This is a genomic window from Brevundimonas naejangsanensis (assembly GCF_003627995.1).
GTDB classification, from domain to species: Bacteria; Pseudomonadota; Alphaproteobacteria; order Caulobacterales; family Caulobacteraceae; genus Brevundimonas; species Brevundimonas naejangsanensis_B.
In genome coordinates, this window is the sequence record NZ_CP032707.1 from 2,173,352 (window position 1) to 2,188,626 (window position 15,275).

14 protein-coding genes and 1 tRNA gene are annotated in these 15,275 nt (G+C 69.5%); 9 read left to right on the forward strand and 6 right to left on the reverse strand.

What is annotated here, in order from left to right:
• Positions 1 to 44 precede the first annotated feature (44 nt).
• Positions 45 to 839, forward strand: a complete 795-nt coding sequence (locus D8I30_RS10320) for a transglycosylase SLT domain-containing protein (protein WP_121482661.1) — start codon at positions 45 to 47, stop codon at positions 837 to 839.
• Positions 840 to 932: 93 nt separating this feature from the next.
• Complete coding sequence (locus tag D8I30_RS10325) at positions 933 to 2,075, forward strand: DUF2336 domain-containing protein (RefSeq protein ID WP_121482662.1); 1,143 nt, start codon at positions 933 to 935, stop codon at positions 2,073 to 2,075.
• A 193-nt stretch (positions 2,076 to 2,268) separates the two neighbouring features.
• Here D8I30_RS10325 and D8I30_RS10330 read toward each other — a convergent pair whose 3' ends face one another.
• From D8I30_RS10330 to D8I30_RS10340, 3 genes are all read right to left on the reverse strand, one after another.
• Positions 2,269 to 2,739, reverse strand: coding sequence for an Hpt domain-containing protein (locus D8I30_RS10330; protein WP_162938858.1), 471 nt, complete (start codon positions 2,737 to 2,739; stop codon positions 2,269 to 2,271).
• A 66-nt stretch (positions 2,740 to 2,805) separates the two neighbouring features.
• Positions 2,806 to 3,585, reverse strand: coding sequence for an NAD kinase (locus D8I30_RS10335; RefSeq protein ID WP_121482664.1), 780 nt, complete (start codon positions 3,583 to 3,585; stop codon positions 2,806 to 2,808).
• Positions 3,586 to 3,616: 31 nt separating this feature from the next.
• On the reverse strand, positions 3,617 to 4,723 hold the full coding sequence (locus D8I30_RS10340) for a DUF2336 domain-containing protein (protein ID WP_121482665.1): 1,107 nt from the start codon (positions 4,721 to 4,723) through the stop codon (positions 3,617 to 3,619).
• Positions 4,724 to 4,897: 174 nt separating this feature from the next.
• Between D8I30_RS10340 and D8I30_RS10345 the strand changes: the two genes are divergently transcribed.
• The 4 genes from D8I30_RS10345 (at position 4,898) to D8I30_RS10360 (ending at position 10,939) form a co-directional block, all read left to right on the forward strand.
• Positions 4,898 to 5,659, forward strand: a complete 762-nt coding sequence (locus D8I30_RS10345; RefSeq protein WP_121482666.1) for a class II aldolase/adducin family protein — start codon at positions 4,898 to 4,900, stop codon at positions 5,657 to 5,659.
• Positions 5,656 to 6,462 (forward strand): hypothetical protein, encoded by an 807-nt coding sequence (locus tag D8I30_RS10350; RefSeq protein ID WP_240387215.1) that lies wholly within the window; start codon positions 5,656 to 5,658, stop codon positions 6,460 to 6,462. The genes D8I30_RS10345 and D8I30_RS10350 overlap by 4 nt, the downstream gene beginning before the upstream one ends.
• Positions 6,463 to 6,572: 110 nt before the next feature.
• Complete coding sequence (locus tag D8I30_RS10355; protein WP_121482667.1) at positions 6,573 to 7,715, forward strand: efflux RND transporter periplasmic adaptor subunit; 1,143 nt, start codon at positions 6,573 to 6,575, stop codon at positions 7,713 to 7,715.
• Positions 7,715 to 10,939, forward strand: a complete 3,225-nt coding sequence (locus D8I30_RS10360; RefSeq protein WP_240387392.1) for an efflux RND transporter permease subunit — start codon at positions 7,715 to 7,717, stop codon at positions 10,937 to 10,939. The genes D8I30_RS10355 and D8I30_RS10360 overlap by 1 nt, the downstream gene beginning before the upstream one ends.
• A gap of 159 nt (positions 10,940 to 11,098) precedes the next feature.
• Here D8I30_RS10360 and D8I30_RS10365 read toward each other — a convergent pair whose 3' ends face one another.
• A complete protein-coding gene (locus tag D8I30_RS10365; protein WP_121482669.1) occupies positions 11,099 to 11,605 on the reverse strand; it encodes a c-type cytochrome in 507 nt (168 codons plus the stop codon).
• Positions 11,606 to 11,745: 140 nt separating this feature from the next.
• On the opposite strand from D8I30_RS10365, the gene D8I30_RS10370 reads away from it, so the two are divergent.
• Complete coding sequence (locus D8I30_RS10370) at positions 11,746 to 12,018, forward strand: FeoA family protein (protein WP_121482670.1); 273 nt, start codon at positions 11,746 to 11,748, stop codon at positions 12,016 to 12,018.
• On the forward strand, positions 12,018 to 13,889 hold the full coding sequence (gene feoB / locus D8I30_RS10375; protein ID WP_121482671.1) for a ferrous iron transporter B: 1,872 nt from the start codon (positions 12,018 to 12,020) through the stop codon (positions 13,887 to 13,889). Before D8I30_RS10370 ends, feoB begins: the two co-directional genes overlap by 1 nt.
• Positions 13,890 to 14,027: 138 nt before the next feature.
• Here the strand turns inward: feoB and D8I30_RS10380 are convergent, their stop codons facing one another.
• Both D8I30_RS10380 and D8I30_RS10385 read right to left on the reverse strand, forming a co-directional pair.
• Positions 14,028 to 14,714: a TetR/AcrR family transcriptional regulator gene (locus tag D8I30_RS10380; RefSeq protein ID WP_240387216.1), complete on the reverse strand. Its 687-nt coding sequence runs from the start codon at positions 14,712 to 14,714 to the stop codon at positions 14,028 to 14,030.
• An 82-nt stretch (positions 14,715 to 14,796) separates the two neighbouring features.
• A tRNA-Thr gene (locus tag D8I30_RS10385) sits at positions 14,797 to 14,872 on the reverse strand.
• 51 nt (positions 14,873 to 14,923) lie between these two features.
• Here D8I30_RS10385 and D8I30_RS10390 point away from each other — a divergent pair.
• On the forward strand, positions 14,924 to 15,274 hold the full coding sequence (locus tag D8I30_RS10390) for a DMT family protein (protein WP_121482672.1): 351 nt from the start codon (positions 14,924 to 14,926) through the stop codon (positions 15,272 to 15,274).
• Position 15,275 lies beyond the last annotated feature (1 nt).

A 15,275-nucleotide genomic window follows, 5' to 3' on the forward strand; every position in this document is an offset into this window, starting at 1 on the left:
CGCGCGTTAGGCTTCTGTTAACCTTGGTTAGCGACCGTTCACCTATGAGCGTGAAATCGATTCCATCATCCGGCGGCGTGGAGGCGGCCATTCGGCGCGCCTCGACCTCGACCGGCGTGGACTTCGATTTCCTGATGAAGACCGCGCGCCGCGAAAGCGCGATGAACCCCAATGCGCGGGCGCCGACCTCCTCGGCCTCGGGCCTGTTCCAGTTCATCGAGCAGACCTGGCTGGCGACGGTGAAGCGGCACGGCGCCAAGCACGGCTACGGCCAGTACGCCGACCTGATCCACCAGGGCGGCGACGGGCGCTGGCAGGTGCGCGGCTCGGCCCGCAACGTGGTGCTGGACCTGCGCTTTGATCCTCAGGCGGCCTCGACCATGGCCGCCGAGCTGACGGCCTCCAACGCCGCCTATCTGCGCGGCCGCACGGGGCGTGAGCCGGGGGCGGGCGACCTCTACGCCGCCCATTTCCTGGGGCCGGCCGGCGCGGCCAAGCTGATCGAGACGGTCCAGGCGCGGCCTCATCTCAATGCGGCGGCCCTGTTCCCCGAGGCGGCCGCGGCCAATCGCTCGATCTTCTATCGCGGCGGTCGTCCGGCCACGGTGGCCGAGGTCCACGCCAACCTGCAGCGCACCGCCGGCGAGGCGTCGCCCGCCCTCGGGGTCGACTCGCCCAAGGGGCCGGACCTCAGCGAAAAGGACCGGATGTTGGCCGCTCGGCTGGATCGGCTGAAACAGGATCAGAGCCTCCTGGCCCTGCTGCTGGGCCAGGACGGCGAAGGGCGCGGCGGCGGGTTCGGCGGCGCCTTCGCCCCGCCTGCGGACAAGGTGGCGTAAAGACCCTCGTTCGGCCTTATTCCTAACGAGGTGTTAACTATGTAACGCTAGGGCTGAAGACTGATTCTTTCGCCAGCCCTGAGCCCTCGAGCCATGACCGCCTACCGCGCCAGACTGACGGAAAGCGACATTCGGCGCCTGATCAAGTCCGACCTCGAGGACGAGCGCGCGGCCGCCGCGCACAAGCTGTGCCGCAGCATGGACCGGATGGCTCTGGATGACGCGGGGCGCGAGGCGGCCAAGAAGATCCTGGCGGTTCTGGCGGCGGACGCGGCCGAACTGGTGCGGCGCGCCGTGGCGGTGACGCTGAAGGCGTCGGACGTCATGCCGCGTGAAACGGCGCGCAGGCTGGCCGGGGACGTCGACAGCGTGGCCCTGCCGATCATCAACTGCTCCCCGGCCTTCAGCGACGACGACCTGATCGAGATCGTGCGCGCGGGAACGGCGCTGCGCCAGGTCGCGGTGGCGTCCCGGCCGCGCGTGCCGCGCGACGTGGCCACGGTCCTGGCCGCCGAGGGGCGGCGCGAGGCGGTCAAGGCGCTGGCCGCCAACGACAACGCCGACCTGTCCGAAGCCGCCCTGGGCATGGTCATCGACCGCTTCAGCGATGCGCCGGAGGTGATCTCGGCCCTGGCCTATCGCCAGGTCCTGCCCTTGTCCGTGACCGAGCGGCTGGTGGTCCTGGCCAGCGACGCGGTGCGTGAACATCTGGTCACCCGCCACGCCGTGGCGCCCGAGACGGCCATCCAGTTCGCCGAGTTCGCGCGCGAGCGGGCGACCGTCGACCTGGTGGATCAGGCGCGGGTCGTCGACGACCTGGCGGGCTTCGTGGCGGGGCTTAACAGCCGCCGCGTGCTGACGCCGTCCTTGCTGCTGCGGGCGCTGGCGCGGGGCCAGATCGGCCTGTTCGAGCACGCCTTGGCCGAGCTGGCGGGCACGCCGCACCATCGCGCCTGGCTGATGGTGCATGACGCCGGACCGCTGGGGCTCAAGGCGATCTATGATCGGGCGGGCCTGCCGCCGCGCCTGTTCCAGGCCTTCCGCGCCGGGGTCGACACCTGGCGCGCCCTGCAGGCCGAGGGCGGGGATACGGGCAGCGCGGCCTTCCGCCAGCGCATGCTGGAGCGGTTCCTGAGCCAGCGGCCCGACGCCGCGCGCGAGGACCTGGCCTATCTGCTGGAGCGGCTGGATCGCCCGGCTGAAGACGGCTGGCGCGGCGCGGTCAGCGCGGCGTAGGGGGACTTGATCCAAAGCCCTCCCTCTCGATGGGGGAGGGTTGGGTGGGGTGGAGGCAGAACGGTTTCTGGAAAGTCTGGGAGACGCCGACGACGCCTCATGCGCCCTTTCAGAAGCGTCGCGCCCGCACCCCCATCCCCATCCTTCCCCCATCGAGGGGGAAGGGTGCAGGAAGTGTGGAGCCCCTCCGGCCCTAGCCCAGGTGCTCCGCCACCCGCGCTTCCAGCGTTTCAGCCAGGACGCGGCCGACCGGGTGGTCGTCGGTCTGGATCTGGTCGCGCACCACGGCCTTGATGGCGTCGATGTGGGCGTCGACCACGGCCAGGGGCGCCTGCATCCGCTTGTCGGCGTCGTCCAGCATCCGACACAGGGATCCGGCGATGCGGGTGACCAGGGGATACTGATAGGTGGCGCCCAGCCCCTTCAGGTCATGGGCGCGGAAATACAGGGCCTCGGCCGTTTCGGACGTATAGCCCTGGCTGCGGATGTCGGTCTGGGCCTTGTCCAGCTTGGACACCTCATCGTTCAGCCACTGGCCGAACTGGGCCGACATGGCCTTCAGCGCCTCTTCCGCCTTGGCGATGGCGCTGGCGTCGATGCCGCCGAAGCCGCCGCCGACCTTGGCGCGCAGGGGATTGGGCGGGCGAATGACTTGGTTGGTCACGGAACGGCTCCTCAACAGCGACGGTCAGTCTGCAAGGAGAGGCTTAAAAACCCGTGACATTCCGGATCAGGCGGAGAATTGCTCGGCCATGACCCGCTCCTCATAGGAGCGCCCGACGTCGAACAGCATGGTCAGGGTGATGTCGCGCCGCTCGCGCACCTCGACGCGCGACACGCCGCGCACCTCGAAATTGTCGGCGGTGGCGCTGACCGGCCGCTTCTCGGGCTCCAGCACGTCGAAGCGCACTCGCGCCGTATGCGACAGCAGGGCGCCGCGCCAGCGCCGGGGCCGGAAGGCGCTGATCGGCGTCAGCGCCAGGCTGGGCGCGTCCAGGGGAATGATCGGCCCGTGCGCCGACAGGTTGTAGGCGGTCGACCCCGCCGGCGTCGCCACCAGGCAGCCGTCGCAGGTCAGTTCCTCCAGCCGCACCTTGTCGTTGATGCTGATGCGCAGCTTGGCGCTCTGGCGGGTCTGGCGCAGCAGGGAGACCTCGTTGATGGCCAGGCCGCTGTGCACCTGGCCGCTCTCGACCCAGGCGTCCATCTGCAGCGGATGCAGCACCGTGCGGTCGGCCTGGGCCAGCCGGTCCAGCAGATCGTCCTCCTCATAGTCGTTCATGAGGAAGCCGACCGAGCCGCGGTTCATCCCATAGACGGGGGTGCGCAGCTGAAGATTGTTGTGCAGGGTCTCCAGCATGAAGCCGTCGCCGCCCAGGGCGACGATGACCTCGGCCTCGGCCGGAGGGACGGAGCCGTAGCGTTCGCTCAGCCGTCTGCGGGCGGCCTCGGCCTCGGGCCGATCGCTGGCGACAAAGTTGATGGCGGTGGGCTGGAACGGGTGAGTCACTCCGCTACGCAAGCGGAGCGAAGGCCCGCTGTCAAACCGAAGGGCTGTCTTCGGGCGCCATCAGCAGACGAAACTCATAGGCCGCCTGGGCGGCGGACCGCTGGGCCGGGCGCCAGGCCTCGCCGTCGGGATCGTGCGGCAGGCCGCGGTTCAGCTGGCGAATCTCGCGCAGCACGGCCGGGAAGGTGGCGCGGTCCAGGCCGGCCGCCGTGCAGGCCAGGAACAGCGGCCGGGCCGTGTCGCCCCGCAGCGCGCGGCGGACCTGCTCCACCTCCAGCCCGCCCAGCAGGGCCAGGGCGTGGACAAAGAGGTCCAGCTTCTGTTCCCGCAGCGCCCGGATCAGGGTGGCGGGGCGTAGTTGATCCGCCGCGTGCAGCTTGGCGGCCAGGCGCGCGGCGGCTTCGTCCGGCGAGGACAAGGCTGCGGCCCGTGCGGCTTCCGACACGGTCTGGTTCAGGCGCGAGGGGTCGAGGTCGAACCGCTCCGAGATCGCCTGCTTCAGGGCGTCTCCGACCCACTGATAGAGGCGCAGGGCCAGATCCTCGCTAAGGGCGGGGTGCCGCGTCAGGGGGGCGCGCAGGGCGGCCATGAAGCGGGCCCCGTCCACCAGGCGGATCATGTCGGCCCCGCTCAGCCGCGCGGTCCGGTTCGAGGCGAGGGCGGTCATGACGGCAGGGTCGCCGCGATCGAGGATGGCGCGCGCCACCTCGGCGCCCAGGCCGGGACGCAGGGCGACCTGGACCTGATGATCCAGCGAGGCCTCGTCCAGCAGGGCCAGAAGGTCGGCGTCCAGCAGCAGGGGGCTGGCGGCGATAACCGGGCGGGCGATTTCGATGGCGTCGGCGGCCAGCAGACGCACCAGGTCGGCCGGCGCCCAGGCCGCGTCGGCCAGGCGCTCGGCCAGGGCGCGACGGATGTCCCGTTCAGCCGCGCGGACCAGGGCGATGAAGACCTCGGTCAGGGCGCCCGGCGCGCGGGTCTGCCCGCCGACCGAATGATAGAGGTCGGCCACGCCGAACAGAAGCCGCTGCTGCTCCTGCGGCGGGCGGCCCGCCGCGAGGTCGAGCAGCTGGTGAAGGCTGGCGAGCGGCAGGGGCTCGTCAGGCCTGGACGGCTCGAACGCCTCGATTGAGCCCACGGAACATCCCCTCGTTGGCGCGGCTGCACGGTCGGGCGGCAGTGTTCGCGCGCGGCGATGAAAACAGGGTTAACCAAGTCTTCCCGCTCATGACTTTCGTCACGGCGTTCGGCGACTTGACGCGGGGCGGGGGCGGGGTGAGGCTCCATCTGAACGCTGATAAGGGGAAGGCTCATGGCGGACGCGGCATTGTCGCTCAAATCCCAGGTGTCCGAGGCGGAGTGGAAGGCGCGGGTCGAACTGGCCGCCCTCTATCGGCTGGTGGCGTTGCAGGGGTGGGACGACATGATCTTCACCCACATCTCGGCGCGTGTGCCGGGGCCGGAAAAACATTTCCTGATCAATCCCTATGGCTGGTATTTCGATGAAATTACAGCCTCTTGCCTGGTGAAGGTCGACCTCGACGGCAACATCGTCCAGGACACGACCAGCTTCATCAACCCGGCGGGCTTCACCATCCACTCGGCGGTCCACGCCGCGCGCGATGACGCCCATTTCGTCATCCACCTGCACACCGTGAACGGCGTCGGCGTGGCGGCGCAGAAGGACGGGCTGCTGCCGATCAGCCAGAACGCCTGCCTGCTGCAGCATCAGGTGGCTTATCATGGCTATGAAGGCCTGGCCCTGCACCACGAGGAGCGCGAACGCCTGGTGGCCGATCTGGGCGACAAGCCGCTGATGTTGCTGCGCAATCATGGAACCCTGGCGGTCGGCGAAACGGCGGCTCAGGCCTGGGTGGGCATCTTCTTCCTCGAGCGCGCCTGCGCCCAGCAGGTGGCCGCCCTCTCGGCTGGGCGCGACAACGTCCTGATCGCTCCCGACGCCGCCCAGGCCGAGACGAAGGAGCAGGGACGGGGGATCGGCTTCGTCTCGGCCCTGGCCTGGCCGGGCGCCTTGCGGCAGTTGGAGCGGAAGTCGCCCGGTTACGACGAGTGATCCGGGCGGGGGGCGGCCCTTTCTGGGGGCGAAGCGTCGGCCTTCTGGCCGGCCTGGCGGCGCTGTCGTCGGCCGAGACGGCGGGCGCCGGCGCCTGGAACCTGCCCAAGGGCGAAGGGCAGGCCATCGTCAAATATGAAGGCATCCGCGCCGACGCGGCCTTTTCGCCTGATGGGAGACGGGTCGATCTGCCGGGCGGACGACGCGACAGCGCGGCTTCCGTCCTGGTCGAATACGGGCTGGACGACCGCTTCACCCTGCAGATGAAGGGCGAGGGGCAGGACGGACGCGACGCCTATGTCGACTATCAGGCGCTCGGTCCGCTTGAGATCGGCGTCCGCTGGCAGGCCTATCGCGACGATCACAACGTCGCCGCCGTCTATGTCGGATACGCCCAGGGCGGCGCGGGGCGCAACGCGGGTTATGCCCTGCCCGGCGCGGGCGACAGCGACTGGGAGGTCCGCGCCCTGGCCGCCCGCGCCTTCGGCGGCGAGGGCGGCTGGCTGGGGCAGGGCGGCTTTATCGAGGTCCAGGCGGCGCGACGCTGGCGTGGCGGCCTGCCGGACGAGACGCGGCTGGACCTGACGGCAGGCCTGCATCTGAATGGCGACTGGATGGCGCTGGGGCAGGTCTTCAGCGGCGCCGCCGAGGGCGAAGCGGGGGCGCGCTGGCTGTCGATGGAAACCTCCATGGTCCGCCGGTTCGGCGATTGGAGGCTGCAGGCCGGATGGCGTCAGGCTGTTTCGGGACGCGAAATTCCTGCGGGCCAAGGGCCGGTCGTCGGAATCTGGCGTCGATTTTAGTCTGGAAATCCGCGACGGAATCCGACCTTTCCTGCGTTACAGATACTTTATTTGCGTAACGGCGGTGACCCGTTAAGCGGGAGCGCTTGTTGTCGGGGAGACTGCGTCGCGTGTTCAAACGCCATTTTTTCATTATCGGCGCGGCCTGCGTATTCGGGCTGATGATCGTGGCGGCGGTCCTCAAGATCGCCTTCAGCGACGGCGATGCGGGCAAGCAGCGGGGGCCGGGGGGACCCGGCGGCGGTCGCGGCCAGGTGGTGGCCGAGGTCGTGGCGAGCCCACGTGAATTCGCTGATCAGATCCGGGTGCTGGGCGTCGCGCGCAGCCGCCGCTCGGTCAACATCACCTCGAACACGACCGAGCTGGTGACGCGGGTCATGTTCACCGACGGTCAGGCCGTAGCGGCGGGGGCGCCCCTGGTCGAACTGCAGGCGCGCGAGGAAGACGCCGATCTGATCCGCGCCCGGGCCCAGCTGGAAAGCGCTCAGCGCGACTACGACCGCTACCGCATCCTGGCCGAGCGCGGCGTGGCGCCGCGCGTCCTGGCCGAGACGGCCGAGACGGCGCTGAAGACGGCCCAGGCGGCGGTGGCCGCCGCCGAGGCCCGTCGCGGCGACCGCATCCTGCGCGCGCCCTTCGCCGGCGTCCTGGGGCTGACTTCGGTGACGCCGGGCACCCTGATCTCGCCGGGTTCGGTCATCACCACCCTGGACGACACTGGCGGCATCCGCGTCGACTTCCCCCTGCCGGAGCGCTACCTCGGCGTCCTGCCGGTGGGCGCGCCGATCACGGCGACGTCCGACGCCTTCCCCGGCGAGGCCTTCAACGGCCGCATCGCCCTGCTGGACACCCGCGTCAACGAGCAGACCCGCGCCGTCATCGCCCGGGCCGAGTTTCCCAATCCCGGCAATCGCATCCGCCCCGGCATGATGATGCGCGTCGCCGTGCACCAGGGCCGCCGCCAGAGCCTGGCCGTGCCCGAGGCGGCGGTTCAGTACGAAGGCCCCGGCGCCTTCGTCTATCGGATCGCGCGCGGTGAGAAGGGCATGACGGCCCAGCGGGTCGAGGTCCAGACCGGCGCCGTCGAGGGCGGTTATGTCGAGATCGTCTCGGGCTTGGCCAACAACGACCATGTGATCGCCTCGGGCCTGAACCGCATCCAGCCGGGCGCCCCCGTGCGCGTCCAGGGCGGCGAGGGCGAGGCCGGAAGCCATAAGGGCGGCGCCCGCGCACCGCAGGCGGCCCGCAAATGATGCTGTCCGATGTCTCGGTCCGGCGCCCCGTCTTCGCGGCGGTGGCGGCGATCGTCCTGTGCGTGATCGGCCTCGCGGCCTTCTTCTTCCTGCCGGTGCGCGAGCTGCCCGACGTGGACCCGCCGATCGTCTCGGTCAGCACCAGCTACGCCGGCGCCTCGGCCGAAGTGATCGAGAGCCGGATCACCGAGCCGATCGAGCAGCAGATCGCCGGCATCCAGGGCGTCCAGAGGATCACGTCGAACAGCCGGGACGGTCGGTCGAACGTGAACATCGAGTTCTCGCTGGACCGCAACATCGACGACGCGGCCAACGACGTGCGCGACCGCATCTCGCGCGTGCTGGGCCGCCTGCCGGACCAGGCCGACCCGCCGGAAGTGGCCAAGGCCGATTCCGACAGCCAGCCGATCCTCATCATGTTCCTGCGTTCCACCACCATGGATCGGCTGGAGCTGACCGACTACGCCCGCCGCTATCTGGTCGACCGCTTCGCCACCGTGCCGGGCGTGGCCCAGGTCAACATCTTCGGGGAGCAGCGCTACGCCATGCGCATCTGGCTGGACGCCGGGGCCATGGCCGCGCGCGGCCTGACCGTCACCGACGTCGAGAACGCGCTCAACAGCCAGAACGTCGAACTGCCGGCCGGCGCGCTGGAATCGACCCAGAAGGACTACACGGTCCGCGTCGCGCGCAACTACGCCAATCCTGCGGACTTCGCCCAGCTGCCCATCGGCAACCGGGGCTCCGCTTCGACCGCCACGGGCTCGCAGGCGTCGGGCACCCTGGGCGCCGCCGCGGCGGCCATGACCAACGGCGTCACCGGCGCCCTGATCGGCAACGCCGCCTATGTCACCCGCCTGGGCGACATCGCCCGCATCGAGGAGGCCCCTGCCGAGGCGCGTCGCCTGTTCCGCGGCAACGGCGTCGACCAGATCGGCCTGGCCGTCACCCGCCAGGCCCAGTCCAACGACCTGCAGATCTCCAAGGGCGTCCGCGACCTGATGGAGGAGGTCCGCCACAGCCTGCCGCCCGGCACGACGCTGGAGGTCGGGTCCGACAACTCGGTCTTCACCTCCCATGCCATCGACGAGGTGTGGATCACCATCGGCATCTCCATGGCCCTGGTGGCCCTGGTCAACTTCGTCTTCCTGGGCAGCCTGCGGGCGGCGATCATCCCGTCGGTGGTGGCGCCCATCTGCCTGCTGTCGACCTTCATCGTCCTGGCGCCGCTGGGCTTCTCGCTGAACCTGCTCACCCTGCTGGCCCTGGTGCTGGCCATCGGCCTGGTCGTCGACGACGCGATCGTGGTGGTCGAGAACATCCAGCGTCGCCTGGATCACGGCGAGCCGCCCCTGGTGGCCGCCGAGCGCGGGGCGCGCCAGGTCTTCTTTGCCGTCGTGGCCACGACCATCGTGCTGCTGTCGGTGTTCGCGCCCCTGCTATTCCTGCCGGGCTACGTCGGGCGCCTGTTCGTCGAGCTGGCGGCGGCCATCGCCGCGGCCGTGGCCTTCTCGGCCTTCCTGGCGCTCAGCCTGTCGCCCATGCTGGCGTCCAAGATCCTGAAGCCGGCCCAGACCGGCGGCTGGCTGGCCCGCCGCGTCGACGTGGCCATGGAGACGCTCAAGAGCTCCTACGCCGCCTCGCTGGACGCGCTTCTGGGGCGGCGCATCGCCGTCGTAGGCGTCGGCGCCCTGATCCTGCTGGTCGCGGGCGGAGCGACCGGCATCTTCCTGACCCTGCCGAACGAACTGGTGCCGGGCGAGGATCGGGGCCGGGTCGGCATCCGCGTCCAGGGGCCCGAGGGCTCGGGCTTCGACTACACGCGCCAGATCATGCTGGGGCTGGAGCCGATCCTGGCTGAATACCGCGAGAAGGGCGAGGTCGACTCCTACCTGATCTCGGCGCCGGGCTTCGGCGGCGGCAGCTACAACTCGGGCAACGCCAGCCTGACCCTGGTCGACTGGTCCCAGCGCGAGCGTTCGGCCGACGAGATCGCCCAGGAGATCAACGGCAAGCTGCGCAACCAGACGGGCGCCCAGGTCAACGCCTCGACCCCCGGCGCCTTTCAGCGCGGCGGCGGCAACTCCAACTCGGTCGAGATGATCGTTACCGGGGCGGAATACCCGGCCATCTATAACTGGCTGCAGCCCATCCTGGCGGCGGCTCAGGAGAACCCCGGCTTCTCGCGTCCGCGCCTGAACTATGAGCCGAACGCCCCGCGTCTGCTGGTCGACGTCGATCCGCAGAAGGCGGCGGCCCTGGGCGTCTCGTCCCAGCAGATCGGCCGCAGCCTTGAGACCATGTTCGGTTCGCGCCGCGCCACGACCTACATTAAGGGCGGCCAGGAGTATGACGTCATCCTCCAGACCGACCGCGACAACCGGCGCGACGTGTCGAACCTGGAGGCGCTCTACGTCTCCACCGGCACGGGCCAGCTGGTGCCGCTGTCGGCGGTGGTGACGACCAAGACCTCGGGCGACACGCCGGAGCGCCGTCGCCTGGACCGCCAGCGGTCCATCACCCTTCAGGCCGACCTGAACCCCGGCATGACCATCGACGACGCGGTGCGCTTCCTGAACGCCGAGGCGGCCAAGCAGCCGCAGGGCGTGACCAACACCCGCTGGGGCGGCGCGGCCCGCGACCAGCAGGAGGCGGGCGGCGCCGTGGGCTGGGCCTTCGGCCTGGCGCTGCTGCTGGTCTTCCTGGTGCTGGCGGCCCAGTTCGAGAGCTGGATCACCCCGGCGGTCATCATGCTGACCGTGCCCCTGGCGGCGGCGGGCGGGCTGTTCGGCCTGTTGATGGCGGGCTCCAGCCTGAACATCTACAGCCAGATCGGCCTAATCATCCTGATCGGGGTCGCGGCCAAGAACGGCATCCTGATCGTGGAGTTCGCCAACCAGCTGCGCGACCAGGGCCGGAGCATCCGCGAGGCCATCATCGAGTCCTCGTCCCTGCGCCTGCGCCCGATCATCATGACCTCGATCGCCACCGCCTTCGGCGCCCTGCCGCTGGTGCTGTGGCAAGGCGCGGGGGCGGGCAGTCGCCAGACCATCGGCGTGGTGATCTTCTCCGGCGCCATGTTCGCGACGGTGCTGACCCTTTTCGTGGTGCCGGTGATCTACGGCGTCCTGGCGCGCTTCACCAAGTCGCCGGAATACACCGCCCGCAAGATCGCGGAATGGGAGGCCCAGGAGGTCGAGGCCAAGCCGGCCGCGGCCGACTGAGGCGACCAAAACCCTTCTCCCCTTGTGGGAGAAGGTGGGCCCGAAGGGCTCGGATGAGGGGTCTCTCCACCATCGGATGAGGGGCTGCTAGGGGACCTCCCGCAACCCCTCATCCGTCTGGCTACGCCAGCCACCTTCTCCCGCAAGGGGAGAAGGACGTTACTTCTCTTTCGACTTGTAGCCCGTCTCGACCTTCAGGAAGGCGATCACATCGCGGCGGTCGGTCGCGTCGGGCAGGCCGGCGAAGCTCATCTTGTTGCCGGGCAGGAAGGTGCGCGGGTTCTGCAGCCAGTGGTCCAGCTTCTCGGCGTCCCACACGAAGTCCGCCGTGCGCAGGGCGTGGGAATAGCCGTATTTGTCCAGCGCCCCGGCCTTGCGTCCGAAGACGCCGTACAGGTTCGGCCCGGTCATGTTCGGCCCGCCCGGCGTGATGGTGTGGCACGAGCGGCAGCGGGCGAAGGCGCGGCGGCCGTTGTCCAGGTCGCCCGCATTGTAGGGGGCGGGTAAAGCGGCCAGCAGGGCGGCCCTCTCCGCGTCGCCCGGCGCGGCGGGCGCCTCGGCCTTTCCGGCGGGCTTGTCCGGCGTCTCGCCGCAGGCGGCCAGGGCCAGACCGACGGCGGCGATGGGAGCCAGGAAGCGGGCGGAGCGAGGGAAGAGGGCGTGCATGACGGTCTCCTTAAACCAGGCTTCTGGATGAACCGATCGGCATTTGGTCGCAATGGCTGCTGGACGCGAACCGTTCGCAGCTGATAATCACTGTCAACAAATCGAATGAAGCGGCGCCCGGCGCCGTCGTTACGAGCGCCATGACCGACACCATCAAACTCAGCCAGGCCCGCCGGGGCGATCGCGGCGTCATCGTGCAGGTCGGCGCTCACTGCCACCATCAGGAGCATGAGGTCGAGCTGGAGCGTCGCCTGCTGGAGCTGGGATTCGTCGAGGGCGCCCGCGTCGAACTGCTGCACGAAGGCCTGTTCGGCCGCGATCCCATCGCCATCAAGGTCGACGACATGCGCGTGGCCCTGCGTCGGCACGAGGCCGCCAACCTGACCGTGCGTCTCGATGGGGCGTCGGCCTGATGGACATGGCTGTGCGCACCGCCCGCGTCGCCCTGGTCGGCAATCCGAACAGCGGCAAGACCGCCCTGTTCAACGCCCTAACCGGCGCCCACCAGAAAGTGGCCAACTACGCCGGCGTCACGGTCGAGCGGAAAGAGGGCCGCGTTCACGCCGCCGACGGCCGCGTCCTGTCGGCGCTGGACCTGCCGGGCACCTATTCCCTGCGGGCGCGCAGCCTGGACGAGGAGGTGGCGCGCGACGCCGTCCTGGGCGCCCTGCCGGGCGAGACGCCGCCGGACGTGGTGGTCTGCGTGGCCGACGCCACCAATCTGCGCCTGGTGCTGCGGCTGGCGTTGGAGCTTAAGCAGGTCGGGCGGCCGATGGTGCTGGCGCTCAACATGTACGACATCGCCCAACGCCAGGGGCTGCGCATCGATCTGGAGCGCCTGTCGCAGGAGCTGGGGGCGCCTGTCGTCACCACGGTGGCGACGCGCCGTCGCGGCATCGCCGAACTGGTCGCCGCGGCCCAGGCTCAGGTCGACGCGGCCGTCGGCGAGACGCACAGCCAGTGGCACGCCCCCTCGGCCGCCGAAATTCGCGCCGCCCACCGCGAGGCCGAGCGCATCATGAAGGCCTGCGTACGCCCGCCCGAGCGCCCCGACACCCTGACGGGCAAGATCGACAGCGTCCTGCTGCATCCGGTCGCCGGCCTGGCGATCCTGCTGGCCGTGCTGTTCGTCATGTTCCAGGCCGTCTTCGCCTGGGCCGAACCCGCGATGCAGGCCATCGAGGCCGGGTTCGCCCTGCTGGGGCAGGGCGTGGCCGCCTTCCTGCCCGACGGCCTGTTACAGAGCCTGATCGTCGACGGCCTGATCTCGGGCGTTGGCAGCGTGCTGGTCTTCCTGCCGCAGATCCTGATCATCTTCCTGTTCATCATCCTGCTGGAAGACTTCGGCTACATGGCCCGCGCGGCCTTCCTGATGGACAAGATCATGGGCGGGGCGGGGTTGCACGGCCGCGCCTTCATCCCCCTGCTGTCCAGCTTCGCCTGCGCCATTCCCGGCATCATGGCCACGCGGGTGATCGAGGCCAAGCGCGACCGCCTGACCACCATCCTGATCGCGCCGCTGATGACCTGTTCGGCGCGGATTCCGGTCTACACCCTGATCATCGCCGCCTTCATTCCGAGCGAGACGGTCTGGGGCTTCGCCAATCTGCAGGGGCTGGTGATGTTCGGCCTCTATGCGTCCGGCATCGTCAGCGCGCTTCTGGTGTCCCTGGTCATCCGCAAGGTGTTCTGGCGCGGCGCGGTCGAGCCCTTCATGATGGAGCTTCCGGCCTACAAGGTTCCCGATCTCAAGAGCGTGCTGTTCAATCTTTGGCTGCGCGCCAGGATTTTCCTGCGCCGGGCGGGGCGGATCATCCTGCCCTTGATGATCATCGTCTGGGCGCTGTCGACCTTCCCCTATCCGCCGGAGGGGGCGACGGGGCCGGCCATCGACTATTCCGTCGCCGGCATGATCGGCAAGGCGCTGGAGCCCCTCTTCGCCCCCATCGGCTTCAGCTGGCAGATGGTGGTGGCCCTGGTGCCCGGCATGGCCGCGCGCGAGGTGGCCGTCGCCGTCCTGGGCACGGTCTATGCCGTCGCGGGGGCCGAGGAGAATGTCGGCGCCCTGGCCACCGTCCTGGCAGGCCAATGGTCCCTGGCCACCGGCCTGGCCTTCCTGGCCTGGTACGTCTTCGCGCCCCAGTGCCTGCCGACGCTCGGCGTGGTGCGCCGCGAGACCGGCTCGCTGAAATGGACGCTGATCATGGTCGGCTACATGTTCGGCCTGGCCTATCTGGCGGCCTTGATCGTCTATCGCCTCGCCGTGGCCCTCGGCGGGGGCTGAGGGCTTTTCCTCGCCATGACATGGGGAGGGGGACCGCCCCGGGTCTCGCCTGCGGCGAGCCCGAGGACAGGCTATGCGGTGGAGCGGCTTTACGGCGGCGGAACCCAGCGGCCTCCCCATGAAATGGGGAGGAGAAAGTCAGCGACCGGTCGTGAGCTTCACCACGATATGCGCGGTCGTATCCACGATGGCCTCGGCCGTGTCGGCGCGGCGCATCAGGCCGAACCCGGCCGCGACGGACTCCACCAGGTTGGCGGTCTCATAGGAGGTCAGCCGGGGGTTCAGCCCCTCGGGGTGCAGGCCGCTGGCGTGGGCCTGGGCGATGCGGCGCTCCAGCGCCAGGTGCAGGCGGCGCAGGCGACGGATGCGGCTTTCGGCGAACTGGGGGTCGCCCATGTCGGCCAGCATGTGTTCGACCCGCAGCACGGGGCCGTGGTCGTTCCACAGCGCCAGCACCTCCAGCACATAGGCGCGGGCGGCCTCGAAGGCGCGGTCGCCGGACCAGTCGGCGTGGATGTGGGCGGCCAGGCGCTGGAAGTCCTCGCCCGCCTCCTCGCACAGGATCAGCAGGCCTTCCTCGACCGAGGCGAAGTAGGTGTAGAAGGTCGGCGCCGACACCCCGGCCGCCGCTGCCACGTCGGCGGGCCGGATTTCGCCCAGGTGCTTGGTGTTCAGCAGGTCGCGCATGGCGTCCAGCAGGGCGCGGCGGGTGCGCGCTCCGCGGGTTCGGATCCTGTGACCCAGCTTGTTGGTCGTGTCGGACATGAGGCGGCGGCTGGACGGTGCGATGCGCGTCAGGTTCGACCCGCACGCCTTGATGTCCAAGGCCTAGCGGCTTCCGCCCAGCGCCACAAGCGCGCGGCCCGGCCCGCAGCTTGGTCGCACGTCGCGAGATTCACGGGGCGGGTGGTGCCGGTTGCAGGGATCGAACCCGCGACCTTCGGTTTACAAAACCGCTGCTCTACCAGCTGAGCTAAACCGGCGTGGCCCGCCTTATGCTGGCGGAATCTCTTCGACGCAAGCATGCTGGGGCCATGCTTGTGCTGCCTTATCTCGCGCCCATCGTCATGCTGGCGCTATCCAACGTCTTCATGACCTTCGCCTGGTACGGCCATCTGAAATTCGGGGCCAAGCCGCTGTGGATCGTGGTCCTGCTCAGCTGGGGCATCGCCTTCTTCGAATACTGGCTGGCCGTGCCCGCCAATCGCATCGGCCATCAGGTCTATTCGGCGGCCGAGCTGAAGACCATGCAGGAGGTGATCACCCTGCTGGTCTTCGCGATCTTCTCGGTGCTCTACCTGGGCGAGAAGCTGACGGTGAACCACATGGTCGGCTTCGGCCTGATCGCCGGCGGCGCCTTCTTCATCTTCAAGGGGCCGCTGTAGG

What these genes read in the sequence shown, in the direction of transcription:
- D8I30_RS10320 (WP_121482661.1), top strand. Translation starts at nt 45, where the DNA reads ATGAGCGTGAAATCGATTCCATCATCCGGCGGCGTGGAGGCGGCCATT.
- D8I30_RS10325 (WP_121482662.1), top strand. Translation starts at nt 933, where the DNA reads ATGACCGCCTACCGCGCCAGACTGACGGAAAGCGACATTCGGCGCCTG.
- D8I30_RS10345 (WP_121482666.1), top strand. Translation starts at nt 4,898, where the DNA reads ATGGCGGACGCGGCATTGTCGCTCAAATCCCAGGTGTCCGAGGCGGAG.
- D8I30_RS10360 (WP_240387392.1), top strand. Translation starts at nt 7,715, where the DNA reads ATGCTGTCCGATGTCTCGGTCCGGCGCCCCGTCTTCGCGGCGGTGGCG.
- D8I30_RS10365 (WP_121482669.1), bottom strand. Translation starts at nt 11,605, where the DNA reads ATGCACGCCCTCTTCCCTCGCTCCGCCCGCTTCCTGGCTCCCATCGCC.
- D8I30_RS10370 (WP_121482670.1), top strand. Translation starts at nt 11,746, where the DNA reads ATGACCGACACCATCAAACTCAGCCAGGCCCGCCGGGGCGATCGCGGC.
- feoB (WP_121482671.1), top strand. Translation starts at nt 12,018, where the DNA reads ATGGACATGGCTGTGCGCACCGCCCGCGTCGCCCTGGTCGGCAATCCG.
- D8I30_RS10390 (WP_121482672.1), top strand. Translation starts at nt 14,924, where the DNA reads ATGCTTGTGCTGCCTTATCTCGCGCCCATCGTCATGCTGGCGCTATCC.